This window comes from Streptomyces sp. NPDC023157 (genome assembly GCF_055560575.1).
Window position 1 is genome coordinate 1 of sequence record NZ_JBVHIL010000010.1, and the last position, 24,113, is coordinate 24,113.

General features: G+C 73.6%; 16 protein-coding genes and 1 pseudogene. 8 read left to right on the top strand and 9 right to left on the bottom strand.

From position 1 onward, the window contains the following. Positions 1 to 446: 446 nt before the first annotated feature. Together ACZ3ZE_RS30770 and ptsP are read left to right on the top strand one after the other, a co-directional pair. Entirely contained in the window at positions 447 to 896 is a 450-nt protein-coding gene (locus ACZ3ZE_RS30770; protein WP_361180215.1) for a PTS sugar transporter subunit IIA, read from the top strand. A gap of 82 nt (positions 897 to 978) precedes the next feature. Next, entirely contained in the window at positions 979 to 2,649 is a 1,671-nt protein-coding gene (gene ptsP, locus ACZ3ZE_RS30775) for a phosphoenolpyruvate--protein phosphotransferase (protein WP_361180218.1), read from the top strand. 72 nt (positions 2,650 to 2,721) lie between these two features. On the opposite strand, the gene ACZ3ZE_RS30780 is transcribed toward ptsP, so the two are convergent. Next, complete coding sequence (locus ACZ3ZE_RS30780; RefSeq protein WP_361631027.1) at positions 2,722 to 3,612, bottom strand: hypothetical protein; 891 nt, start codon at positions 3,610 to 3,612, stop codon at positions 2,722 to 2,724. A gap of 22 nt (positions 3,613 to 3,634) precedes the next feature. Beyond that, positions 3,635 to 4,915 (bottom strand): MFS transporter, encoded by a 1,281-nt coding sequence (locus tag ACZ3ZE_RS30785; protein ID WP_361180224.1) that lies wholly within the window; start codon positions 4,913 to 4,915, stop codon positions 3,635 to 3,637. A 47-nt stretch (positions 4,916 to 4,962) separates the two neighbouring features. Here ACZ3ZE_RS30785 and ACZ3ZE_RS30790 point away from each other — a divergent pair, with 47 nt between their 5' ends. Next, positions 4,963 to 6,282 (top strand): aminotransferase class I/II-fold pyridoxal phosphate-dependent enzyme, encoded by a 1,320-nt coding sequence (locus ACZ3ZE_RS30790; protein WP_467261525.1) that lies wholly within the window; start codon positions 4,963 to 4,965, stop codon positions 6,280 to 6,282. Positions 6,283 to 6,341: 59 nt separating this feature from the next. Here the strand turns inward: ACZ3ZE_RS30790 and ACZ3ZE_RS30795 are convergent, their stop codons facing one another. Continuing rightward, positions 6,342 to 8,315 (bottom strand): acetoacetate--CoA ligase, encoded by a 1,974-nt coding sequence (locus ACZ3ZE_RS30795; protein ID WP_361180228.1) that lies wholly within the window; start codon positions 8,313 to 8,315, stop codon positions 6,342 to 6,344. 215 nt (positions 8,316 to 8,530) lie between these two features. Here ACZ3ZE_RS30795 and ACZ3ZE_RS30800 point away from each other — a divergent pair, with 215 nt between their 5' ends. Further along, positions 8,531 to 10,885 carry a glycoside hydrolase family 31 protein gene (locus ACZ3ZE_RS30800; protein WP_467261527.1) on the top strand — a complete coding sequence of 785 codons (2,355 nt, stop codon included), beginning with the start codon at positions 8,531 to 8,533 and terminating at the stop codon, positions 10,883 to 10,885. Positions 10,886 to 10,991: 106 nt separating this feature from the next. Here ACZ3ZE_RS30800 and ACZ3ZE_RS30805 read toward each other — a convergent pair whose 3' ends face one another. After that, positions 10,992 to 11,504: an NUDIX domain-containing protein gene (locus ACZ3ZE_RS30805; protein ID WP_467261529.1), complete on the bottom strand. Its 513-nt coding sequence runs from the start codon at positions 11,502 to 11,504 to the stop codon at positions 10,992 to 10,994. Positions 11,505 to 11,571: 67 nt separating this feature from the next. Here ACZ3ZE_RS30805 and ACZ3ZE_RS30810 point away from each other — a divergent pair, with 67 nt between their 5' ends. From ACZ3ZE_RS30810 to ACZ3ZE_RS30820, 3 genes and pseudogenes are all read left to right on the top strand, one after another. Then, on the top strand, positions 11,572 to 12,381 hold the full coding sequence (locus tag ACZ3ZE_RS30810) for a M15 family metallopeptidase (protein ID WP_361170212.1): 810 nt from the start codon (positions 11,572 to 11,574) through the stop codon (positions 12,379 to 12,381). A gap of 93 nt (positions 12,382 to 12,474) precedes the next feature. Then, positions 12,475 to 12,936 (top strand): annotated as a pseudogene (locus tag ACZ3ZE_RS30815) (Zn-ribbon domain-containing OB-fold protein); the annotation flags it as partial. An 83-nt stretch (positions 12,937 to 13,019) separates the two neighbouring features. Next, on the top strand, positions 13,020 to 14,207 hold the full coding sequence (locus tag ACZ3ZE_RS30820; protein ID WP_361169137.1) for a lipid-transfer protein: 1,188 nt from the start codon (positions 13,020 to 13,022) through the stop codon (positions 14,205 to 14,207). 31 nt (positions 14,208 to 14,238) lie between these two features. Here the strand turns inward: ACZ3ZE_RS30820 and ACZ3ZE_RS30825 are convergent, their stop codons facing one another. The 4 genes from ACZ3ZE_RS30825 to ACZ3ZE_RS30840 are packed head-to-tail and all read right to left on the bottom strand — an operon-like array spanning position 14,239 to position 18,385. Continuing rightward, the gene (locus ACZ3ZE_RS30825; protein WP_361169140.1) at positions 14,239 to 14,844 is read right to left on the bottom strand and encodes a GTP-binding protein; all 606 of its coding nucleotides are present in this window, start codon (positions 14,842 to 14,844) and stop codon (positions 14,239 to 14,241) included. Then, positions 14,825 to 15,232 (bottom strand): DUF742 domain-containing protein, encoded by a 408-nt coding sequence (locus ACZ3ZE_RS30830; protein WP_361169143.1) that lies wholly within the window; start codon positions 15,230 to 15,232, stop codon positions 14,825 to 14,827. The genes ACZ3ZE_RS30825 and ACZ3ZE_RS30830 overlap by 20 nt, the downstream gene beginning before the upstream one ends. A gap of 16 nt (positions 15,233 to 15,248) precedes the next feature. Continuing rightward, positions 15,249 to 15,689 (bottom strand): roadblock/LC7 domain-containing protein, encoded by a 441-nt coding sequence (locus tag ACZ3ZE_RS30835; protein WP_361169146.1) that lies wholly within the window; start codon positions 15,687 to 15,689, stop codon positions 15,249 to 15,251. Further along, positions 15,686 to 18,385, bottom strand: coding sequence for a sensor histidine kinase (locus tag ACZ3ZE_RS30840; protein WP_467261531.1), 2,700 nt, complete (start codon positions 18,383 to 18,385; stop codon positions 15,686 to 15,688). The genes ACZ3ZE_RS30835 and ACZ3ZE_RS30840 overlap by 4 nt, the downstream gene beginning before the upstream one ends. Positions 18,386 to 18,908: 523 nt before the next feature. Here ACZ3ZE_RS30840 and ACZ3ZE_RS30845 point away from each other — a divergent pair. After that, complete coding sequence (locus ACZ3ZE_RS30845; protein ID WP_361169152.1) at positions 18,909 to 19,259, top strand: hypothetical protein; 351 nt, start codon at positions 18,909 to 18,911, stop codon at positions 19,257 to 19,259. An 81-nt stretch (positions 19,260 to 19,340) separates the two neighbouring features. Here ACZ3ZE_RS30845 and ACZ3ZE_RS30850 read toward each other — a convergent pair whose 3' ends face one another. Further along, a complete protein-coding gene (locus ACZ3ZE_RS30850) occupies positions 19,341 to 24,095 on the bottom strand; it encodes a hypothetical protein (RefSeq protein WP_467261533.1) in 4,755 nt (1,584 codons plus the stop codon). Between the last annotated feature and the right edge of the window lie 18 nt (positions 24,096 to 24,113).

Genomic DNA, 24,113 nt, shown 5'->3' on the forward strand with positions numbered 1-24,113 from the left:
ACCCTCTCGGGCTTTCCTCCGGGCGCTTCCTTCGTTCTTGCGTTTCCGACTCTATCAGATCTTTCCGATCCGATTTCCTCGGTGCTTTCCGGTCCGAATTTCGCTTTCGCTTTTCGGCCCTTCCGGCGGGGTCAAACACTACCAGGCTTTTTCGCTCCCCCCGACCACTCCGTCTGCGAGCACGCAGAGGTGTAGACCACTGGGGTTAGGATCTGACTTGATAGGTGCTGCCGACCCACGACTCAAAGCCGCGTTGGGGTCAAGCAGGAGTACGACAGTACATCCCACCGCCACTAGAGGCAAATCGTTTCCGGGTAGTCCTAGGTCCACCAACTGGTACGTCTCGTGCGGAACTAGGACTTCTCATGACTTAGGCTTCTGAACAGTACGCCGTCCAGGACAGGTAGTGACGGCGCCACACAATCTCCGCCCCTGGGAGGCTTCCCATGACATCCGTGTCGTCGCCACTCGCTGGACGCGCCATCGGACTCGCCGCAGTACCCGACCCCGTCTTCTCCGGCGCGATGGTCGGTCCCGGCACCGCCATCGACCCCGTGCGTGAGCCCTCCGCGGCCGTCTCGCCCGTCGACGGTGTCGTCGTCTCGCTCCACCCCCATGCGTTCGTCGTCGTCGACGAGCAGGGTCACGGGGTGCTCACGCACCTCGGGATCGACACCGTCCAGCTCAACGGCGAGGGCTTCGAGCTCCTCGTGAACAAGGGCGACACGGTGACCCGCGGACAGGAAGTCGTCCGCTGGGACCCGGCCGCGGTCGAGGCCGCCGGCAAGTCCCCCATCTGTCCCATCGTGGCCCTGGAGGCCACCGCGGACTCCCTCTCCTCTCTCGTCGAAGACGGCGAAGTGAAGGCCGGCGACGCGCTCTTCGGCTGGAACTGACCGCCGGCTCGTCCCTGTGACGAGTCCGCGTACGACATTCAACGCGGCGGCCCTGGCCGCCGCTCTATCGGAGACGGGTGAGATGGAGACAACGCTGCGAGGCGTCGGTGTCAGCCACGGAGTGGCGATCGGCGAGGTCCGGCACATGGGCACGGCGGTTCTCGAGCCGCCGGCCAAGCAGATCCCGGCCGAGGAGGCGGAGCGCGAACAGGGGCGCGCCCGTCAGGCCGTGGAGGCTGTTGCTGCCGACCTGATTGCGCGCGGCAATCTGGCGGGCGGCGAGGCGCAGGCCGTGCTCGAGGCCCAGGCGATGATCGCCCAGGACCCGGAGCTCATCGCCGACGTCGACCGCCGGATCGTGGTGGGCAGCACGGCCGAGCGCGGCATCTACGACGCGTTCTCGCACTACCGGGAGCTCCTCGCGGGTGCCGGTGAGTACATGGCCGGCCGGGTGGCCGACCTGGACGACGTGCGGAACCGGATCGTGGCGCGCCTGCTCGGTGTGCCGATGCCCGGTGTGCCGGACAGCGACGAGCCGTACGTGTTGATCGCGCGGGATCTTGCCCCCGCCGACACCGCGCTGCTCGACCCGGCTCTGGTGCTCGGTTTCGTGACCGAGGAGGGCGGGCCTACCAGCCACAGCGCGATCCTCGCGCGGGCGCTCGGTGTGCCGGCCGTGGTCGCGCTGCCGGGTGCGGGTGAGCTGGCCGAGGGCACGGTCGTCGCGGTGGACGGTTCCACCGGTGAGATCTTCGTGGAGCCGAGCGAGGAGAAGAAGGCGGAGCTGACGAAGGCCGCCGAGGCGCGCAAGGCCGCGCTCTCCGCCTCCAGTGGTCCTGGTGCCACGTCGGACGGGCACAAGGTGCCGCTGCTCGCGAACGTGGGCGGTCCGGCTGACGTACCCGCGGCGGTCGACGCCGGTGCCGAGGGTGTCGGTCTGTTCCGTACGGAGTTCCTCTTCCTCGACGACAGCAAGCACGCGCCGTCGGAGGAGAAGCAGATCGAGGCGTACCGCAAGGTGCTCGAGGCGTTCCCCGAGGGCCGTGTGGTCGTGCGGGTGCTGGACGCCGGCGCGGACAAGCCGCTGGAGTTCCTGACTCCGGCGGACGAGCCGAACCCGGCTCTGGGTGTGCGGGGTCTGCGGACGCTGCTGGACCACCCGGAGGTGCTGCGGACCCAGCTGACGGCGCTGGCGAAGGCCGTCGAGGGTCTGCCGGTGTACCTCGAGGTCATGGCGCCGATGGTGGCCGACCGTACGGATGCGAAGGCGTTCGCCGACGCGTGCCGTGAGGCGGGGCTGCGGGCGAAGTTCGGCGCGATGGTGGAGATCCCGTCCGCCGCGCTGCGGGCTCGCTCGATCCTGCAGGAGGTCGAGTTCCTGTCGCTGGGCACGAACGACCTCGCGCAGTACACCTTCGCCGCCGACCGTCAGGTCGGTGCGGTGTCCCGGCTGCAGGACCCGTGGCAGCCGGCGCTGCTCGACCTGGTGGCGCTGTCCGCCGAGGCGGCCAAGGCCGAGGGCAAGAGCTGTGGTGTCTGTGGTGAGGCGGCGTCGGATCCGCTGCTGGCCTGTGTGCTGACGGGGCTCGGTGTGACCTCCCTGTCGATGGGTGCGGCGTCGATTCCGTATGTGCGGGCGACGCTGGCGAAGTACACGCTCGCGCAGTGCGAGCGCGCGGCGGCCGCGGCGCGTGCCGCGGACACCGCGCACGACGCGCGGATGGCCGCGCAGGCGGTGCTGTCCGGGGAGTGATCCCCGGCCTGCCGACGTAGGTCGTCGAAGGGGCTTCCCGTCACTCAGGTGTCGGGGAGCCCCTTTGGCGTGTCAGTGGGGATGGGTGTCGTCGTCGAGGGTGAGGGGGAATCCGGCGCGGTAGTCGACGTCGGGTTCCGGGGAGATGGGCTCCCCCGTGCGAGCGTCGGTGCAGTAGGCGTCGAAGACCTCGGCCTCGGTGAGGGGGTGGAGGCGGCCTTGGTGGAGGCGCCAGCCGTGGAGGCGGGCGGGGGCGTCGGGGGCGTGGGTGCGCAGGACGACTCCGCCGGGGGTGCCGAGGGCGATGCCGGTGGCGAGGACGGTGACGAACTCGGCGCCTTCGGAGCTGTCGAGGCGGGCGGGGCCTGTGGTGTCGCGGGTGGTGTGGAGGACGGCGAGGAGCTGTTCCTCTCCCGCGGGGATGCTGCAGACGAGGTGGTGGGTGCCGGGTCCCGCCGTGTCGAGGAGGTGTACGAGGAGGCGGGAGGCGCGCTCGAAGGAGGCGTGGCCGATGTCCTTGCCGCAGTCGGCGCAGGTGCCGGCGTCGGTGAGGAGCATCGTCGCGTACTCCCAGGTGGCTCGGCGCACGGCCGTGTCGACGAGGACGGGGACGAGTGTGGCGAGGGGCTGGCCCGTGTAGGTGAGGCGGGCGCCGGTCGCGGCGCGTTCGGCGGTGTAGCGGCTGCGGCTGGTGGGGTGGTCGGGGTCGAGGCCGGTGTCGGCGCAGTAGTCGGCGAACTCCTCGGGGTCGAAGAGGGCGAGGGTGGTGAGTCCGCCTTCGGCGGCGAGGGTGCGCAGGAGGTCCTCGACGTGGGCGAGGTAGCGGGTGTGGTCGTCGAAGGCGAAGGTCTCGTACTGGCGCATGGTGGTGAAGTCCTCCTCGTCGGCGAGGAGGGCGACGGTGCTGGGTACCTCGCTGCGCAGGGCGCGGCGCAGGGTCTCCGTGGTGCGGTGGTGGGTCATGTCTCCCCCTGAGCTCTGTCGATCAGTGCTCACTCACCGTAACCGTGGGCACTGACAGTGACGGTTGGGCCGGGGGTGTGACGCGGTCGCGGATCACGCGGTGCTGGGCGGCGCCGGCTCCGACCAGGGCGATTCCGAGGAGGGGCCAGGCGAGGGGGCCGGCCGACATGACGCCCGTGACGAGCAGGGGGCCGGCGAAGCGCTGGGTGGATTGTGCGAGTCCGTGGACGCCGAGGTAGGCGCCCTGGGCCTCGGCGGGGGCGAGGGCGACGGAGAGTTCCCAGGAGGCGGTCGCGTGGATGATCTCGGCGAAGGTGAGGGCGATGACGGCGACGGCCAGGGCCGTGATGGCGAGGGTGCGTCCGCCGGCCGCGGAGGCGGCGAGGGCGAGGGTGCCGACGACGAAGAGCCCGGACAGGGGGACGAGGAGGCTTCGGGCCGCCTGGGCGGTCGCGCCGAATCGGGAGAGGGGCACCTGGAAGAGGACGACGAGGACGGTGTTGAGGACCAGGAGCAGCGGGGCGAGGCCCACGGGGGCGGCGGTGGCGTGGACGATCCAGAGGGGTACGGCGACCTGGAGGATCGTGTCGTCGAGGAAGAGGGCGGCCTCGGTGGCGGTGTAGGCGAGGAAGGTGCGGTCGCGCCAGGGGCTGGTGGGTCGGTCCTTGGGGGTGTCGTCCGAGGTGGCGACGGTGCGGGAGGGGGCGGGGGGTTCGGTGCAGCGCAGGGTGAGGGCGGCGATCACCAGGTAGGTGAGGACGTTGCCGACGAGGAGGACTCCGTAGGCGCGCGGGCTGCCGGTGGCGAGGGCGGCGGCGGCGCCGAGGCCGCCGATGGACCAGCCGATGTTGACGGTGGTGCGTTGGATGGCCTGGTAGCGGACGCGGTCGGGTCCCGCGATGCGGGCCGCGTAGAGCTTGATGAGGACGCTGCCGGCGCGGTCGGGGAGGGCGCCGAGGGCGGAGTAGAGGGTGAGGAGGAGGAAGTTGTCGGTGGTGAGGAGGGCGAGCAGGGCCACGCCGCGCATGAGTTGGGCGCCGACGATGACGTGGACGAGGGGGAAGCGGTCGGCGAGGCGGCCCGCGAGGGGGGCGCCGGCGATGCCGACGCCGCCGGCGACGGTCATGAGGAGGCCGACCTGGCCGAGGCCGAGGCCGGAGACGTAGGTGAAGTAGAGCGCGGTGCAGCCTGCCCAGAGGCCTGTTCCGGTCTTGTCGATGACGCTGACCAGGAGCATGCGGCGGCCGTCGCGGCCTCCGGGTACGCGGTCGAGCGCGGCGCGGTGCCAGGTCGTGCGGTTCACTCGGTTCCCCCTTGACGCGAGTTATGTACTGATACATAGTTATGTACGTGGCAGCACAATATTCGATCCAGGGGACGACAGCCAAGGGCATTGCCGCGTCCGTCGAGCGCGGGGTGACCGAGGGCGAGCTCGCGCCGGGTGACGCGCTGCCTCCCGTACGGCGGCTGGCCGACGAGCTGGGCGTCAGTCCGGGGACGGTCGCGACGGCGTACAAGGAGCTGCGGCAGCGCGGCCTCGTGGTCACCCGCGGCCGTGGCGGCACGGTGGTCGCCGAGGCCCCCTCCGTCGCGTCCCGGCGTCCGCCGCGGGTACCGGAGGGCCTGGTGGACCTGGCCGGCGGCCACCCCGACCCCGCGTTCCTGCCGGTGCTCAGACCCCCCGCCGAGGTACGGCCGGTGTACGGCTCGCACCGCGCGGCGCCCCGGCTCGCGGCCCTGGAGGAGCTGACCCGGGCGTGGTTCGCCCGGGACGGCGTACCGGCGGAGCGGGTGACCTTCGCGCACGGGGCTCTCGACTGCGTGGCCCGGCTGCTCTCCACGGAGCTGCGGCCCGGGGACGCCGTGGCGGTGGAGGACCCCGGGTTCCACCATCTCCTCGACCTGGTACCGGCCCTGGGGCTGCGGATGGTGCCGGTCGCCGTGGACCCTGCCGGGATGGCACCCGACGCCCTGCGGGCCGCGCTGCGCGCCGGGGTGCGGGCCGTGCTGTGCAGCCCACGCGGCCAGTCCCCCACCGGGGCGTGCTTCACGCCGGAGCGGCGGGACGAACTCGTGGCACTGCTACGGGAGTTCCCCGAGGTGCTGGTGGTCGAGGACGACCACAACGCGGAGATCTCGGGCGCCTCCGCGGTCTCCCTGGCGGCGGCCGGCCTGGAGCGCTGGGCGCAGGTGCGGACGGTCTCCAAGCACCTGGGCATCGACCTGCGGTGGGCCGGAGTGGCCGGCGATCCGGTGACGCTCGCCCGGCACGACGGGCGGATGCTGATGACGTCCGGCTGGGTCAGCCATGTCCTTCAGGAGACGGTCGCCGGGCTGCTCACCGACCCCGGGGTCACCCGGCTCGTCGCGGCTGGCGAAGCCGCGTACACGGAGCGGCGGCGGGCCCTGATCGGCGCCCTCGACGCGTACGGTATCCGCTCGACCGGGCCCAGCGGGCTGAGCGTGTGGGTGCCGGTGCGGGACGAATCGGCGGTGGTGAACGGGCTGCGGACGCAGGGCTGGTGGGTGGCCGCCGGTGCCCGTTTCCGGATCACGGCGCCCACCGGCGTGCGGATCACGACGGCGACACTGCTCCCGGCCGACGCGCGGCGGCTCGCCGCGGACTTCGCCGCGGTGCTCGGCGACGCGCAGGCCACGTACGGGGGATGAACGAGGAGCGGGCGAAGGGCCCCGCGCGGGTGCGCGGGGCCCTTCGCCCGTCCTGCTCGCTACTTGCCGGTGCGGGTGCGGGACAGCTCCTCGTAGAAGCGCAGCAGGTCGAGGTTGTCGACCGAGCCGGCGTTGACGGCCCGTTCCATCGGGGTGCCCTGGAGGAGGCGCTTGACGGGGACCTCGATCCGCTTGCCGGTCAGGGTGTGCGGGACACCGGGGACCTCGATGATCTCGTCGGGGACGTGACGCGGGGAGAGTTCGGTGCGGATCGTGCTCTTGATGCGGCCGATCAGCTCCTCGTCGAGCGTGGCGCCCTCGGCGAGGTGGACGAAGAGCGGCATCCAGTAGCCGCCGTCCGGCTCCTCCAGGCCGATGACGAGGGACTCCCGGATCTCCGGGAGGCGCTCGACGGCCTCATAGATATCGGCGCTCCCCATCCGGACGCCCTGGCGGTTCAGGGTGGAGTCGGAGCGGCCGTGGATGACGACCGAGCCGTGGTCGGTGATCGTGATCCAGTCGCCGTGGCGCCACACCCCGGGGAACATCTCGAAGTAGCTGTCGCGGTAGCGGCTGCCGTCGGGGTCGTTCCAGAAGTGGATCGGCATCGACGGCATGGGGTTGGCGACGACCAGTTCGCCGACCTCGCCGATGAGCGGCTTGCCCGAGGGGTCCCAGGACTGCAGGTCGGTGCCGAGGCCGGCGGCCTGGAGCTCGCCGATGTGGACCGGGAGGGTGGGCACGGCGCCCGCGAAGCAGGAACAGACGTCCGTGCCGCCGCTGACGGAGGCGATCCACAAGTCCTCGCGGACCTCGTCGTGGAGCCAGCGGAAGCCGTCCGGGGGCAGCGGGGAGCCCGTGGTGGCCACGCACTTCACACGGGACAGGTCGAAGTCGCGGCCCGGGTGGACGTCGGCCTTCGCGCAGGCCATCACGTACGCGGCGGAGGTGCCGTACAGGGTGGCGCCGGTGCGCTCGGCGACGCGCCACTGGGCGCCCGTGTCGGGGTAGCCGGGGCTGCCGTCGTACAGGACGACGGTGGTGCCCGTGAGGAGGCCGGAGACGAGGAAGTTCCACATCATCCAGCCGGTGGAGGTGTACCAGAAGAACACATCGTCCGGGCCGAGGTCGCAGTGCAGCCCCAGCTGCTTGACGTGCTCGACGAGGATGCCGCCCTGGGACTGCACGATCGCCTTGGGCAGGCCGGTGGTGCCCGAGGAGTACAGCACCCACAGGGGGTGGGCGAACGGGACCTGCTCGAACTCGGGCTCGGTGTCGGCGGCGGTGAGCTCGGCCCAGGCCAGGGCGCCTTCGGGGGCGGGGGTGCCGAGCAGCGGGATGTGGACGACCGCGCGGAGCGAGGGCAGTTCGGCGCGCAGCTCGCGCACGGTGTCGCGGCGGTCGTGTTCCTTGCCGCCGTAGCGGTAGCCGTCGACGGTGAACAGGACGACGGGCTCGACCTGCTGGAAGCGGTCCAGGACGCTGCGGGCGCCGAAGTCGGGGGCGCAGGAGGTCCAGACGGCGCCGACGGCGGCGGTCGCGAGCAGCGCGACGACGGACTCGGGGATGTTGGGCAGGTAGCCGCTGACCCGGTCGCCGGGGCGGACGCCGAGCCCGCGCAGTTCGGCGGCGAGCGAGCCGACCTGGCGGCGGAGTTCGGCCCAGGTCACCGGCGTGGGGTCATGTGTCTCGTCCACATGGAGCAGCGCGGTGTCGTGGGGGCGCTCCTCGGCGGCGCGCAGCGCGTGCTCGGCATAGTTGAGGGTGGCGCCGGGGAACCAGTCGGCGCCGGGCATGTCACGGCTGCCGAGGACCCGCTCGTACGGGGTCGAGAAGCGGAGGTCGAACCACTCGGCGACGGCGGCCCAGAAGGTCTCCAGCTCGTCGACGGACCAGCGGTGCAGGGCCGGGTAGCCGCCCTCGGCGGGCGCGCCGTGGCGCTCCGCGGCCCAGGCTTGGAAGCGGGTGACGGCGGCCGCGGCGACGCGGTCCTCGTCAGGCTGCCAAAGCGGCTCGGTCTGCGCTGATGTCATGCTGTGGCTCCCTGGCTGTACGCGGGGTCTGCGTGTGTCCCGCGCACGTGCTGGGGTGTGCGCGTGACGCGGCTGACAGGGACGATGCCATGTGAGGGGCGATCGCACCAGGGTTCCCCGCCCATGGTCAGGCACCTGAATATGTGCTCCCACCACGGGTGAACGGCAGTTGAACGAAGCTCTCGCGCCGTGGTCCGGATGGCAGGGTGAGCGTCATGGACGGTCGTGAGCTGGTGCGCTCGGTGAAGGTGCTGGGTTCGGTGCAGGGACTGCGTGCGGCGCGGGCGGCGTGGCGGCAGCGCCGCACCGACGCGCGGGCGCTGCCGCCGAGGGGGGCGGAACGGGCCCGGGTGCCGGGTCCGATGGGTGCGGTGGAGCCGATGCCGGGCGGCGGGATCGTCCGCTTCGCCCGCTCCGAGCTGCACATCTCCGTGTCGGCGGGCGGCACCGTCTTCTGGGGCTGGGACGGGGCGGAGCCGCTCCCCTCGTACGCGCTGGCCGGTGAGCCGCCCGAGCCCGACCCGCGGGCCGTCCTGGAGCCGGACACCGAGGGCGGCTGGCGGGTGGTGTCGGAGCGGGTGACCGTGGCCGTGTCCCGGCACGGGGCGGTGGAGGTGCGCACGCCGGGCGGGGTGGTGCTGCGCCGGGACCTGCCGCCGCGCTGGTGGGAGCCGGTGGGCGGCGGTCAGGCGCGCTGGGTGCAGCGCAGCGAGGTGGCCGCGGACGCGCGGTTCTTCGGCCTCGGCGGGCGGGCGGCCGGGCCGCGCCTGCGGGACGGCTCGTACCGGCTGTGGAACACCGATCCCGGCGGCGGCTTCTCCCCCGGCGACGACCCGCTCTACATCACCATGCCGGTGCAGTTGGTGGTGGCGGACGCGGGGACGCATCTCGCCTTCCACGACAACTCCTGGGACGGACGGGTGCTGCTCGCGGAGGGCGAGGAGGGCGCCGGGTCGGGGCACGACCGTCCGGGGACGAGCGAGGTGCGGATGGACGGCGGGCCGCTGCGGTGCTGGGTGGTGGTCGGCACGCCCGCGCGCGTGCTGCACGGCTGGGCGACGCTGACCGGGGCGCCGGCGCTGCCGCCGTCCTGGGCGCTCGGGCCGCAGCACGCCCGTTGGGGCTTCGGCAGCGAGCGGGAGGTGCGGCGGGTGGTGGACGGCTACCGGGACCGGGGGCTGCCGCTGTCCGCGCTGCACCTGGACATCGACCACTACGACGGGCACCGGGTCTTCACGGTGGACCGGGAGCGGTTCCCGGACCTGCCCGGGCTCGCGAAGGAGCTGCGGGAGCGCGGGGTGCGGCTGGTGTCGATCGTGGACCCGGCGGTGAAGGCGGAGCCCGGCGACGCGGTGTACGACGGCGGGCGGGCCGCCGGGGCGTTCGTGCGGGACGACCGGGGCGAGGAGGTGCGCGGGGTGGTGTGGCCCGGCGAGTGCGCGTACCCGGACTTCACCGACCCGGGGGCGCGGGAGTGGTGGGGCGGTCTGTACGAGGAGCGGCTGCGGCAGGGCTTCTCCGGGGTGTGGCACGACATGAACGAGCCGGTGTCCTTCGCCCCCTTCGGCGACCGTACGCTCCCCCGCTCGGCCCGGCACAGCCTGGAGGGCCGGGGCGGGGACCATCGCGAGGCGCACAACGTGTACGGGCTCACCATGGCCCGCGCGGGGTACGAGGGGCTGCGGCGGCTGCGGCCCGAGGAGCGGCCCTTCCTGTTCTCGCGCTCGGGATGGGCGGGGATGCAGCGGTACGGCGGGACCTGGTCGGGCGACGTGTCGTCGGGGTGGCCGGGGCTGCGGGCCTCGCTGGCGCTGGTGCTGGGGCTCGGGCTGTGCGGGGTGCCGTACTCGGGGCCCGACGTGGGCGGTTTCGACGGGAGCCCGTCGCCGGAGCTGTTCCTGCGGTGGTACCAGCTGGGGGCGTGGCTGCCGCTCTTCCGTACCCATGCGGCGATCGACGCGGGGCGGCGCGAGCCCTGGGAGTTCGGGCCGGAGGTCCTGGAGCACGCGCGGGCGGCGCTCGCCGAACGGGAGCGGATGCGGCCGTACTTCGTGACCCTGTCCCGGCTCGCGCGGCTGACGGGCGCGCCGTACGTGCGCCCCGTCTGGTGGGGCACCCCGGAGGACCGGGCGCTGCGGGACTGCGAGGACGCGTTCCTGCTCGGCGACTCCCTGCTGGTGGCCCCGGTGCTGTCGGGGGGCACGGACCGGCGAGCCGTACGGCTGCCGCGCGGGCGCTGGTACGACACGGCGACCGGACGGGCGTACGACGGCCCGGGGCAGGTCCTGCTCGACGCGCCGCTGTCCCGGGTGCCGGTACTCGCCCGCGCGGGCGCGGTGATTCCGGTGCGGGACGAGCGCGGCGAACTGTCCCTGGAGGTGTGGGCCCCCGCCGCGGGCCGCACGGGCGGCGGCCTCGTCGTCCGCGACAACGGCGACGGCTGGGAGCCCGCGGAGGTCGACCGGTACCAGTCGCGGCTGGTGGACGGGCGGGTCGTGGTGGAGCGGGTGACGGAGCGGGGCCCGGAGGAGGCGGGGCTGCCGGTGCGGGTGCGGGGGCTGGAGGGCTGAGCGGGATGGGATCCGATATCCAATATCCGATAACCCGGATGTCGAATATCGGATGCCGGAATATGGATATCGGTTATTGGATCCAACCTGCGCCCCTCCCCCTCCCCTACGCGTACGCCCCCGCGAAGTACCTCCGCACCGCCTCCGTATGCAACGGAAAGGCGAGCTGCTCGGCGGCGTGGATCACATGGTGTCCGGACGTCTCGTCGGTCGGGGTCGAGGCCGGGAGGGTCGCGGCCGGGCGAGGCGGGAGGAGGCCGAAGACGAGGAGGTGGCCGGCCGGGGAGCTGAGGGCGTCGGCGAGACGGACGTCCGTGGCGGCGGCCTGGATGCCGGTCTCCTCGCGCAGTTCGCGGACGACGGCCTCGCGCCAGTCCTCGCCGAAGTCGACGAATCCGCCGGGCAGGGCGACCCGGCCGGCCTGGGGCTCGATGGTGCGGGTGATGACGACGAGCCCGGTGCCGTCGGGGCCGGTCACGGGGAGGAGGGCGACGGCCACGGGCAGCGGGTTGCGGTAGGCGGTGGTGCCGCAGACGGCGCAGGTGCGGGGCCAGGCGGCGTCGGCCGGGTAGCGGGCGCCGCAGCTGGAGCAGTGGGAGTGCGCGGAGGAGTCGGTCACGGGCCGACCGTATGCGATCTCCCTTTCCCGGCGCTGCCGTTACTGGTAGACGGTTGCCATGACTCGACTGACTGGACTTGCCTCCGCTTTCCGTGCCCTCGGCGTGCTGGCCGCCGCCGGTCTGCTCGCCGCCACCGCGGGTGTGCCCCCGGCCGGTGCCGTGCCGGAGCCCAAGGCGCCGCAGGAGTTCGTGGCGCTCGACCGGGTGGATCCGACGATCGTCCAGGAGATGCGCTACACCACGGAGCACGACTTCGTGGGCGAGCGGGTCGACGGCTACCGGCAGCCGGTGTGCATCCTGACCCGGCCGGCCGCGGAGGCCCTGCACCGCGCGCAGGTCCGGCTGCTCTCCCGGGGCTACACGCTGAAGGTGTACGACTGCTACCGGCCGCAGCGGGCCGTGGACCACTTCGTGCGCTGGGCGAAGGACCTGGCCGACGAGCGGATGAAGAAGGAGTTCTATCCGCTGGTCGACAAGTCGAGGCTGTTCGCGGACGGGTACATCGCCGAGAAGTCCGGGCACAGCAGGGGCTCGACGGTGGATCTGACGATCGTGCGCCTGCCGGCCGTGCCGACCCGCCCGTACGTGCCGGGTGAGCCGCAGGTGGAGTGCTTCCGGCCGCAGGCGGAGCGGTTCCCGGATAATTCGGTTGATATGGGGACGGGCTTCGACTGCTTCGACACCTTGTCGCACACCGACGACCCCAGGATCACCGGCGTCCAGCGCGCCAACCGGGATCTGCTCAGGGGCGCGCTGGCGGAGCAGGGGTTCGTGAACCTGCCGGAGGAGTGGTGGCACTACACCTTCAAGCCGGAGCCGTTCCCGGCGACGTTCTTCGACTTCCCCGTGGCGCGCCGGTCGGTGGCGGGCCACTGACGTCTTCCGTCGCCGGTCGGCACGTGCCACACTCCTGACGCACCGTCAGGTCATGGGACGGGATCGCGGTATCGGACAGCGGGAGGCCTTCACATGGCACGGACGCGCAGGCCGGTGGTGGCCGGCTGGTTCACCGACGACGCCGAGGGATCCGTCCCGGACGGGGGGTTCCGGCTGCTCGGGACCCGCTGCACGGCCTGCGCCTCGGTGTTCTTCCCCCGGGAGGACGACACCTGCCGCAACCCCGGCTGCCCCGGCGGCGGCGAGCTGACGGAGACCCCGCTCTCCCGGCGGGGCCGGATCTGGTCGTTCACCGACGGCCGCTACCGGCCGCCGGCCCCGTACGTCTCCGACCCGGAGGCGCCCTGGGAGCCGTACACCCTCGTCGCGGTGGAGCTGGCGGCCGAGGCCATGGTGGTCCTCGGCCAGGCCGCGCCGGGCGTGCGCACGGCCGATCTGGCGATCGGGGACGAGATGGAGCTCGTGCCGGGTGTCCTCAACGAGGACGACGAGCACATCTGGACCACCTGGCATTGGCGGCCGGTCACCGGGCGGTCCCCGTCTGCGGACGGGGACGAGGACCAGGCCCACGACCGGGACCAGGGCCAGGCCCAGGACCGGGACGAGGAGGGGACGGCGTGAACGACATCGCGGTGCTCGGCGCCGGAATGCACCCGTGGGGCAAGTGGGGACGCGGCTTCGTCGGCTACGGGACGGCCGCCGCACGCGCCGCGCTCGCCGACGCCGGCCTGCGGTGGCCGGACGTCGGCTCCATCGTCGGGGCCAACACCATGCGGAGCGGCTACCCGGGTCACGTGGCGGGGGCGACCTTCGCCCAGGCGCTCGGCTGGCAGGGGGCGCGGGTCACCAGCGTCTACGCGGCCTGCGCCTCGGGGGCGCAGGCCGTCAACACCGCCCGGTCGCAGATCCTCGGCGGGCTCGCGGACGTGGTCCTCGTGGTGGGCGCGGACTCGGCGCCCAAGGGCTTCTTCGCCCCGGCGGGCGGGGAGCGGCCCGACGATCCGGACTGGCTGCGGTTCCGAGTGCTCGGCGCGACCAACCCGGCGTACTTCGCGCTCTACGCCCGGCGCAGGATGGCCCTGTACGGGGACACGCCCGAGGACTTCGCGCAGGTCAAGGTGAAGAACGCGGCGGCCGGCGCGCTCAATCCGCTGGCCCGCTACCGCAAGCCGGTGAGCGCGGCGGAGGTGGCCGCCTCGGCGGTGGTCGCCGATCCGCTGCGGCTGCTCGACATCTGCGCGACCTCGGACGGGGGTGCGGCGCTCGTGCTGTCGAGCATGGAGTTCGCCCGGCGGCACGGGCACCCGGATCCGGTCCGTATCCGCGCGGTGTCCACGGTCACCCCGACGTATCCGAAGGCGGTCCTGGACCTGCCCGACATCGCGACCGACTCGGCCGCCGTGGTCTCCCCCGCTCCGCACTCCTTCCGCGCGTCGATCGCCAAGGCGGCGTACGAGGAGGCGGGGATCGGTCCCGAGGACCTGTCACTGGCGGAGGTGTACGACCTGTCCACGGCCCTGGAGCTGGAGTGGTACGAGGACATCGGCCTGTGCGGGGCGGGCGAGGGCGCCAAACTGCTCCGGGACGGGGTGACGGCGCTCGGCGGGCGCGTCCCGGTCAACACGAGCGGCGGCCTCGCCTCCTTCGGAGAGGCGGTACCGGCGCAGGCCATCGCGCAGGTCTGCGAGCTGACCTGGCAGCTGCGCGGCACGGCCGGCGCCCGGCAGGTGCCGGGGGCGCGGACCGGGATCACCGCCAACCAGGGCCTGTTCGGGCACGGTTCTGCGGTGGTCGCGGTCCGCTGAGGCCTGGGGGCCCACGGAGCCCGGCCGTGTCCTAGCCGCTGACCGCCGCCCGTCCCCGGTCCGCCAGGACCAGGGCGTGTTCGACGACGGCGACCAGGACGTTCTTGACGGACTCCCGGTCGCGGGCGTCGCACATCAGCAGTTCGACCTCGGGGTCGAGGTCGAGCGCGCCGCGGACGCTCTCGGCCGGGAACCGGCGGGAGCCCTCGAAGCAGTTGACGGCGACCGTGAAGGGGATGCCGCGCCGCTCGAAGTAGTCGATGGCGGCGAAGCTGTCCTCCAGGCGCCGGGTGTCGGCGAGGACGACCGCGCCGAGGGCACCCTGCGCCAGCTCGTCCCACAGGAACCAGAAGCGGTCCTGTCCGGGGGTGCCGAAGAGGTAGAGGACCAGGTCCTCGCGCAGCGTGATCCGGCCGAAGTCCATGGCGACGGTGGTGGTCGACTTGGTCTCGACGCCGTGCAGGTCGTCGACGGGCCGGCCGGCCTCGCTGAGGATCTCCTCCGTCCGCAGCGGCCGGATCTCGCTCACCGCGCCGACCAGCGTGGTCTTGCCGACCCCGAAGCCTCCCGCGACGAGAATCTTCAGCGTGACCGGCTCGACCGGCGGCTGCTTGCGGCTAGAGCGCCCGAAGGCCATTGATCACCTCGCGAAGGATGCTCACGTCCGGCAGTTCGGCCGGCGGAACGGGGCGGGTCACATGGACGAGCTCGTCGTCGACGAGATCGCCGACGAGGACCCGTACCACCCCGACGGGGAGGTCGAGTCCGGCGGCGAGTTCGGCGATCGACTGCGGCTGCTCCGAGCAGCGTTCGACGATCTCCACATGCTCGGGGGACAGCGTCTGGTCGCGGCCGGGGTCGTCGGCGGCCGGTTCGGGCACCACCACCGCGATCAGGTCGAGGCGGTGGCGGGTCGCGGCGCTCGTCCGGCCACGGGTCATGGCGTACGGGCGGACCACGGGGCCCGCGTCGGCGTCGAACCAGTGGCCGGGCGTGTCCTCGTGGGACTGCTCTGGGTCACTCATGCCGTCCCCCTCCACCTCATCCGCCGTTGGGCAGCCCGGTACGGGGCGCCGTGGCGAGGTGCACGCCGACCCGCTTGACCATCAGGGTCATCTCGTACGCGACCTGGCCGACATCGGAGTCGGCGTCGGCGAGCACGGCGAGGCAGCTGCCGTCGCCGGCGGCGGTGACGAAGAGGAAGGCGTCCTCCAGCTCGACGACGGTCTGCCGGACCCTGCCCGCCTCGAAGTGGCGGCCGACGCCCTTGGCGAGGCTGTGGAAGCCGGAGGCGACGGCGGCGAGGTGCTCGCCGTCCTCACGGGAGAGGTCCTGCGAGGCGCCGGTGGGCAGGCCGTCGCTGGAGAGCACCAGGGCCTTGCGGATGGAGCCGACGCGCTGGACCAGTTCGTCGAGGAGCCAGTTCAGCTCCCCGTTGCCGTGGGCGGAGCTGTGGGTTGCTGCGGCGTTCGGTGCGGTCATCGACCGTCCCCCTCGGGTGTCGTTCCTGGTGCTGTCGTTTCGGCGTTGTGCCGTCGTCCGCGCTGCCAGCCGCGCTGCATGGAGGCCATGCGGCTGCGCACCTCCTCGGCGTCGCGCTCGAAGGAGTCGGTCTCGGCGGCGGAGCCCGTCGCGGCCGGCTGGTCCTCGGCGCGGCCGCCGTCCTCGCGCAGCTGGGGCGCGAGGCTGGCCTGGCGGACCCGGCGGGGCAGCCCGCCGAACGGAGCGGGCCCTTCCTGCGGTACGGGGACGAGCGTGGGCCCGGTGCCCTGCGGCGGCACGGGCGCGGGGTGCGGCACGCGGGCCAGCTCCATCGTGTCACCGTCCTCCGGGGCGCTCGGGGCGGGGTGGGCGCGGCCCGGCTCGTCCAGGCGGCGGCCGCGGTCGACGACGAGGGTCGGCTGGCGGCGGCGGGGCAGCCGCACCGGGTCGGCCGGCGGCTCGTCGTCGGCGCGGGAGCCGCCGGCGCGGCCGCCGGTCTGGTCGGGGGTCTGCTGGTGCTGGTCGCCTCGGCGGCGGTGCTCGCGGGCCCGGAACAGGCCGCCGCGCTCGCTGTCGGTGTCGAGGAGGTCGGCCGCGCCGCCGAGCAGGTCGTCGAAACCGTCGGCGCCGAGCGGGGCTTCCAGTTCGACGGGGCCGTCGAGCAGCGGGACGGCGGGTTCGAGGGCCGGGTCGGGCACCTTGGTGAGAACCGGGCGGCGGATGGGCAGCCCCGCCACGCCGTCGGCGCCGTCGCGGTCGGTGGTCTTGCGGTCGAGGCGGAAGCCGGCGCCCTGGGTCTCGGGGGCGTCGGTGAGCAGTGCGGCGGGGATGAAGACGACCGCGGTGGTCCCGCCGTACGGGGAGGGCTGGAGCGACACGCGCACGTTCTGGCGCTGGGCGAGCCGGCTGACGACGAAGAGGCCGAGCCGGTCGGTGTCGGAGAGTTCGAAGTCGGGGGTCTCGGCGAGGCGCAGGTTGGCGTCGAGGAGGGCGTCGGGGTTCATGCCGAGGCCGCGGTCGTGGATCTCCAGGGTGAAGCCGTTGGCGACCCGCTCGCCGAGCACCTGCACGGCGGTGTGCGGGGGCGAGAACACCGTGGCGTTCTCCAGGAGTTCGGCGATGAGGTGGGTGAGGTCGGCGACGGCCGGGCCGCCGACACCGAGCCGGGGCAGCCGGCGGACCTCGATGCGCTCGTAGTCCTCGACCTCGGCGACGGCGGCGCGGACGACGTCCATGAGCTGGACGGGCTTGCGCCACTGGCGAGAGGGGGCGGCGCCGGAGAGGATCACCAGGCCCTCCGCGTGGCGGCGCATGCGCGTGGTCATGTGGTCCAGCCGGAAGAGGTCGGCGAGCTCCTCGGTGTCCTCGGTGCGGCGCTCCATGGTGTCGAGGAGGGTGAGCTGGCGGTGGAGCAGGACCTGGTTGCGGCGGGCGAGGTTGACGAACACCTCGGAGACCCCGCGGCGCATGTCGGCCTGCTTGACGGCGGCCTCGACGGCGGCGCGCTGGAGGGTGTTGAGGGCCTGGCCGACCTGGCCGACCTCGTCGTCGTCGTACCGCAGGTGGGGCACCTCGGTCTCGACGTCGACGTGTTCGCCGGCGGCGAGGCGGCGCATGACGCTGGGCAGGCGCACGCCGGAGACCTCCTGGGCCTCCTTGCGCAGCCGGCGCAGGTCGCGGACGAGTTCGCGGCCGATGCGGACGGAGACGATGACGGAGACGAGCAGGGCGACGAAGCCGAGGACGCCGGCGACGCCCGCCTTGAGGAGGACGCTGTACGCGGCGGGCTGGACGCGGTCCTGGTAGCGGTCGCCGGCGGCGGTGTTCTCGGTGGCGAGGTCGTCGAGGACCGAGGTCGCCTGCTCGGACCAGGCCTGCGGGGCGACGGCGCGGGGCCGGTCGGTGGGGCCGGCGGTGATGACCGCCTCCTCCGCCTTGCGCAGCGGGGCGGTCTCGGGGCTGCGCCAGTACTTCTCGAAGCGCTCGCGCTCGCTGCCGGGCAGGACTTCGAGGTTGAACTCGTAGAGGACTTCGCGGGCCGCGACGAGGTCGGAGATCGCGCGGATCTCCTCGGCCGTGACCCGCTCGGCTATGAGGGAGGAGAGGACCAGGGCGTCCTCGCGGGACAGGGCCTCGCGGGCCCGGACGATGCCGACGAGGGCGCGGCCCTGCTTGTCCATCTCCACGTTCTCCAGGGCATGGAGGGTGAGGAGGAGGCTGTAGCAGGGGTCGACGAGCCGGTTGTAGAAGTCGAGGGCCTGGAGGCGTCCGATGTCGCGGTTCTCGACGGAGCGGCGCAGTGAGGAGAGGCCGTCGAGGGCGTCGAGGAGCGAGGCGAGGCGCTGGGCGGTGACCGGGTTCATCTCGGAGCGGACGCCGGAGTCGGCGGCGTTGCGGCGGATGAGGGTGATCTGCCGGTCGGTGGCCTCGCGTTGCTCGCGCAGCTTGGTCAGCGCGTCGGAGGCGCGGGGGTCGGCGAGGTAGACGAGGGACTCGCGGCGTTCCTTCTGGATGACACGGACGGTGTCCTCCAGCGGGTAGCCGACCTTGTCGACGATGTAGCCGACGTCGAGGAGCTGGCGGGCCTCACGGCCGGTGAGGACCGTGGAGAAACCCCACAGTCCGGTGAGGGAGACGAGCGGCACCAGGAGCAACGCCACGATCTTCCTGCGGATGGACTTCCCGCGAAAGCGCATGGCCTCCCCCACCTCGGCCTCCGCGGCCACGGAGGTCACTCACGTCGTCACGCCCGGCGTCAACACGCGGCGTCAACCTTCAGTTTCAACAAACGGCGGCGCGAGCCTACTACTGCATCACAGCCATCTCGAAGACGCGTCCGGGCGATTTTCAGCCTGTCGAGTGAGTGTTGATCATGAGATGTCCTGGTATTCGGGGAGTTGGGTTCCGGCAGTGTGGCGCAGGACACCTGACAGGACGCCACATTCCCGACCCGAACAGATGGCTGGAATTGCTCGTTCCGGTCTCCAGGTCGAAGGCCTGACGGTGGCTCGACCTTGGATCGACAGCGGCTCGACCGTGGATCGACGGCGGCTCGACCGTCACTCGACCCTGGCTCGACGGAGATCTGAGGGGCACCCCGGCGAAACCTTTACCCTCCCCCGTACGTCATTCTGTACGGGGTGGATTGTGTCCGCGTAAAGCGGCTCAAGACGGGCAACAGCCACCTTGAAGACGTCGGTGGTGGGGAGTGACAGCGCTATGGAACACGAGGCGCGGCCGGTTCGGCAGTTGTGGGTGGAGGACAAGAAGGGGCGCGGGCGCATGCCCGACCCCGTGCGGACGGCCGCCGTCCGCGCGGTGATGCTGACCTCGGTGACGCTGATTCAGGCGATGGTCGCCTTCTTCTGCTCGGTCACCGGATCCTGGCTGGCCTTCCCGGTCACGGTCACCGCGGTGATCAGCACCGTGGCGGCGACCTGGAGCGTGCTCGACGTATGGATCACGCGACAGGTGTGGCGGCAGCGCAACGGGGTCGTGTCGGAGCCGAGCAGCACGGCACGGCAACGGCGCGGCGATCAGCCGGCGGAACGGCTGTCCGAGGCGGCCTGACGGACGGCCTGACGGTCGGATGGACGGCGAGTGGCCCGGTCCCCTTTCGGGGGCCGGGCCACTCGCCGTTCGTGCGCTCGGCTACTCCGTCGCGGCGGACACCGCGGCGTCGGGCGTACGGCGGAACATGCGGGTCGCGGTGATCTCGCCGTGGATCGCCTCGCCCTCCGCGCTCGGCTGCGGCAGCCCCGGGCGCAGGTGCTCCTCCACGCTGATGTACTTCAGGCCCGCGCGCAGGTCCGCGTCGTTGCGCAGCCGGATGACCAGCGGGAACTCGGCGAGCGCGGTCGTGTCGAACAGGCCGGTCGTGTACAGCAGCTGGACGCCCAGCGCGTCCGACACGGCCCGCTGGAGCTCCAGCAGGTACGTGGCGTTGGCGCGGCCGATCGGGTTGTCGAGGAAGAGCGTGCCCGCGTGGCGGTGCTTGTCGCGGCCCCGGTCGTTGGAGCGCAGCGCGGCCATCGTGCAGTAGAGGGCGATGGCGGCGGTGAGCAGCTGGCCGCCGGAGAACACGTCTCCCATCTGGCCGACGGGGACGCGCTCGGCGCGCAGCACCGCGTCCGGCTTGAGGATCTCGACCGCGATGCCGCGCGGTTCGAGCGCCGCCTGGACCCCGCGCAGCAGCAGGGACATGCCGTCCCGGCGCAGGTCGGAGTTCTTCCGGACGGCGGCGCGGGTCGCCTCGTCGACGACCTCGCCGAGGCGCTCGGTGAGCGTGGCCTGGTCGGGCTCCTCGAAGCGGATCCGCAGGAACTCCTGCCCGGACCACTCCCCCAGCCCCTCGGGCAGGCGGGAGAGCCGCTGGGCCGAACGCAGGGTGGTCAGCGAGGACTCGACGAGGCCCCGCAGGCGGTCCACGATCGAGTCGCGGTTGCGCTCCAGCTGCTCCAGCTCGTCGGTCAGCACCCGCAGCCGGGGCGCGAACGCCTCGGCCCACTTCGCGGCGTGCTCCGGCAGCGCGGCGGCGGGCAGTTCGCGGATCTGCTGCCGGGCCGGGGTGCGCACCTGCTCGAAGCGGGTCGCGTTGGCATGCCGTACGAGGATGTCGCCGGCCTCGCGGACGGCCGCGTCGGCGGCCGACAGGTCGGCGGCGCAGCCGCGCAGCGAACGGCGGGCCTCCGCAGCCGCGTCGCGGGCCTCGGCCAGCGGGCCCGGGTACGGCTCGGGGTCCTCCTGCTCCTCCTCCGCGTGGTCGCGCAGCAGGTCACGCAGGAGCGCCGCGGTCTCGTCGAAACCGCCGGTCGCGTCCTCGGCGGCCCGGTGGGCCTGGAGCAGACCGGTGTGGGCGGAGCGGGCCGCCTCCAGGGCGTCGGTGCGGACGCCCAGTTCGGTGGTGGCGGTGCGGAGCAGGCCCTGGGCGTGCTCCGCGTCGGCCGGGATCAGCTCCTCGGGCAGCTCGGTGTGCGCCTCGCCGTCCTCAGGGGCGAGCCGCTCGGCCTCGCCGCGGAGGCGGCCCAGCCTCTCGCTCGCCTCGGTGGCGCGCGTCTCCAGCTTCTGCACCAGGGCCTCGGCGCGGGCGGCGGCGGCCTGGCGGGACGGGCCGTCGGCGCCGTCCATGGACTCCAGGAGCTGTTCGGCGCGGGTGCGGACCTTGTTGGTGAGCCGGTCGAGCTCGGCGAGGGCGGCGGACTCGTCGCTCTCGGCACGGGCCTGTTCGGCGCGCAGGTCGGCGCCGACGCCGACCTTCTCGTAGACCTGGGAGGCGGCCCGGTACGCCTCGCGGAGGGTGGGGAGCGCGACGCGGGGGGCGTCGGCGTCCGCCTCCGGCAGGTTCTCGGGGGCACCGGCGATCTCGGCGCGCTCGGCGCGCAGGGCGCGGGCGGTGCGGTGGGCGTCGTCGGCGGTGCGCTGGGCGGCGCGCCGGTCCTCGTCGGCGGCGCGGGCGCGCTCCAGGCAGGTCTGGGCGCGGGCCTCCGACTCGGCGGCGTCGTCGGCGAGTTCGCGCAGCTTGGCCTGCCAGGCGGACCGCTCGCGCAGCCGGTAGGCGAGGCCCGCGAGCGCGTCGGCGGCGCGGCGGGCCCGCTGGGCGGCCTCCTGGCGCTCGTCGCGGACCCGGGCGGCGTCGGCGGCGGCCTCGTCGGCCTCCGCGCGGACCGTACGGGCCTCGGTGAGGACGGCGACCGCGGTCTCGGCGGCGGTGCGTGCGGACGCGGCGACGGCGGCCAGCTCGGCGAGCATGCCGGGCGGGCAGTCGGCGCGCCAGGAGCCGATCCGGGCGGCCAGGGAGCGGTCGCCGGTGAGCCGGGCGGCCAGCGAACGGATCTCCTCGTCGCGGGCGGTGGCGCGGCTGCGCAGCGCCTGGCGCTCCTCGTCGGCGGCGTGCTCGTCGTGCATGGCCGGGTTCGGCGGCACGAGGAAGACGTCCGTCTCCTGACCTGACGCCTGCGCCGGTACGGGGGCGAGCAGGGCGGCGGCGGTACCGACGGCGACGGTGGAGCGGGGCAGCAGGGCGGCGCCGCTCAGGACCTCGCGGGCGCGGCCGTACGAGACGGGGTCGGTGATCACGACGCCGTCGACGAGCTCGGGGCGGGCGGCGAGGACGGCGGCGTGGTCGGCCGGGTCGACGGCCTGGGCGAGGTAGCGCCAGCCGGGCAGGGCGGGGATGCCGTGCTCGCCGAGGAACTCCACGGTGGCGAGGACGTCGGGCCCGGGCGGCAGCAGGCCGCCGTCGCCGAGGGCGCCGAGGATGCGGTTGTCGTCGGCTGCGGCGGTGCGCAGGTCGAAGAGCTGGCGTTCGGCGGAGGCGATGGACCGGTCGAGCAGGGCGCGCAGCTCGTCGGCGTACCGGTCGAAGTCGGTGACGGTGAGCGGGCCGCCGTCGGGGGCCGCGCCGAGGCCGAAGGCGGCGCCGGGGGCGGTGCCGGGCGTCGTGCCGGAGGCGGTCGCGTCGGGGGCGGGGCTGGGGGCGTCGCCCGCGCGCTGGCCGGGGAGCGGGGAGCCGGTGCTCTGGCCCGTGTTCTGGACCGTACCGGGGCCGGTGCCCTGGCCCGTGCTCGGCAGGGAGAGGAGTTCGGCCAGGCGCGGGTCGGCGGCCAGGGACTCGGCGGCGCGGCGCTCGGCGTCGTAGGCGTTCTCGGCGGCCTCGGCCGCGTCCGAGGCGCGGGCGGCGGCGAGTTCGGCGCGGGACTCGGCGGCGGCGGTCTCCCGGGCGCGCTCCGAGGCCGAGCGGGCGGCGTCACGGGCCACGTCCCAGGCGGCGACCGTGGTCTTCTCGGCGTCGCTCGCCGCGAGGGCGGCGCGCGCCGGGTCGGCGTCGGGGGCGGAGTCGTCGAGCCAGCCGGCCCGGACGGCCTCGGCGGTCTCCTGCTCGACCTCGGCGAGACGCTGGCGCAGGTGGCCCGCCTCGCTGCGGGCACGCTGGGCCTCGGTGGCGGCGGCGGTGGCGTCGCGGTGGGCGGTCTCGCCTGCCTCCTGGAGGGCGGCGGAACGCTCCTCCTCCTCGACGGCCTGCCGCTCGCCCTCCTCGGCGGCCGAGGCGAGGGCGCGGACCAGATCGGCGGCGGCCTTGGCGCGGGCGGCGAGCGCCGGGGCGGCATCGCGCTCGGCCTCGCGGATGGCGGCGGCGACACGGGTCGAGCGGTCGCTCGCGGCGCGGTGCCGGAGCACGGACTCGGCGGCCTGCCAGGCGGAGTGCAGGGTGCGGGCGTCGGTGAGCTCGCGGCGCTGGGACGCGGCACCCTTCTCGGCGGCGGTCAGGGCCAGCGAGGCGTGTCGGTAGGCGAGTTCGGCGGCGATGAGGGCGCTGCGGCCGCGGGCGTCCTCGGCCTCGGAGACGGCGTGGGCGGCGGAGGTGACCTGCTCGGCGAGCTCGGCGACCCGGCCGCGCTCCAGGGCGGCGCGGGCGGAGAGCCGGCGGGCCAGAGTGCGGGTGCGGCGTTCGGCCCCGGCGTGCACGTCGCGCGCGCGGGCACGGGTCTCGGCGGCCTCGACGATGCGGGTGAGCAGGTCGACGGAGCCGGCCGTGAAGTCCCGCTCGGCGGTGAGTTCGGCGCGGCGGCCCAACTTGTTGCCGAAGCCGCCGACGAGGTCGGCGAGGCCGTCCGTGTCGCGGGTGTCGGTGACGGCGCGGAGCAGGAGGTCGGTGAAGTCGGAGTCCTTCTTGACCGCGAAGAGGCCGGCGGCCTCGCCCTCGTCGGCGTTCATCTCCCGCTGGTAGCGGAAGAGTTCGGGGTCGAGCCCGAGGTCGCCGAGGTGCTCGTTCCAGCGGTCGTGGATCTCCTCCCAGTAGACCTCCAGGTGCGGATAGGCCTTGCCCGCCTCGGTGATCGCGTCGCGGAAGCCCTTCATGGTGCGACGGCGGCCGGAGGCGCCGGAGGCGCCCTCGACCGGCGGGCGCACGGAAGTGGCCTCGGCGACGGGGAGGTTGTCGAGGCTGAGCCCCGGACCGGGGCGGAAGGAGTACCAGGCCTCGGCGAACTTGCGCGGGTCGTTGGAGACCTGGCGGCCACGCCACTCGCTGGCCTTGCCGACGACGACCAGGTCACCCGTGAGGGTGTGCTGCCACTCCAGGGCGACGTGGCCGCAGTCGTCGGCGAGGAGGAACTTGCGCAGCACGCCGGAGCTCGCGCCGCCGAGGGTGTTGCGGTGGCCGGGGAGCATGACCGAGAAGATCAGCTTGAGGAGGACGGACTTGCCTCCGCCGTTCTCCAGGAAGAGCACGCCCGCGGGGGCGGGGCGGCGCGGCGGGCCGACCGGCTCGTCCTCGAAGAACTCCGCCTGGGTGGGAGCGGGATGCGGCACGGGCGCGCCGACTCCACGCAGGTCCAGGACGGTGTCGGCGTAGCGGGCACCTGCCGGACCGATGGAGTAGAGACGGACCCGGGACAGCTCGTACATGCGGCGGACTCTCGTGCT

Bases quoted from the DNA above. Each gene is read 5' to 3' on its own strand.
- ACZ3ZE_RS30840 (WP_467261531.1), bottom strand. From the start codon at position 18,385: ATGCGCTTTCGCGGGAAGTCCATCCGCAGGAAGATCGTGGCGTTGCTC.
- ACZ3ZE_RS30850 (WP_467261533.1), bottom strand. From the start codon at position 24,095: ATGTACGAGCTGTCCCGGGTCCGTCTCTACTCCATCGGTCCGGCAGGT.
- ptsP (WP_361180218.1), top strand. From the start codon at position 979: ATGGAGACAACGCTGCGAGGCGTCGGTGTCAGCCACGGAGTGGCGATC.
- ACZ3ZE_RS30830 (WP_361169143.1), bottom strand. From the start codon at position 15,232: ATGAGTGACCCAGAGCAGTCCCACGAGGACACGCCCGGCCACTGGTTC.
- ACZ3ZE_RS30770 (WP_361180215.1), top strand. From the start codon at position 447: ATGACATCCGTGTCGTCGCCACTCGCTGGACGCGCCATCGGACTCGCC.
- ACZ3ZE_RS30835 (WP_361169146.1), bottom strand. From the start codon at position 15,689: ATGACCGCACCGAACGCCGCAGCAACCCACAGCTCCGCCCACGGCAAC.
- ACZ3ZE_RS30795 (WP_361180228.1), bottom strand. From the start codon at position 8,315: ATGACATCAGCGCAGACCGAGCCGCTTTGGCAGCCTGACGAGGACCGC.
- ACZ3ZE_RS30845 (WP_361169152.1), top strand. From the start codon at position 18,909: ATGGAACACGAGGCGCGGCCGGTTCGGCAGTTGTGGGTGGAGGACAAG.
- ACZ3ZE_RS30825 (WP_361169140.1), bottom strand. From the start codon at position 14,844: ATGGCCTTCGGGCGCTCTAGCCGCAAGCAGCCGCCGGTCGAGCCGGTC.
- ACZ3ZE_RS30800 (WP_467261527.1), top strand. From the start codon at position 8,531: ATGGACGGTCGTGAGCTGGTGCGCTCGGTGAAGGTGCTGGGTTCGGTG.
- ACZ3ZE_RS30780 (WP_361631027.1), bottom strand. From the start codon at position 3,612: ATGACCCACCACCGCACCACGGAGACCCTGCGCCGCGCCCTGCGCAGC.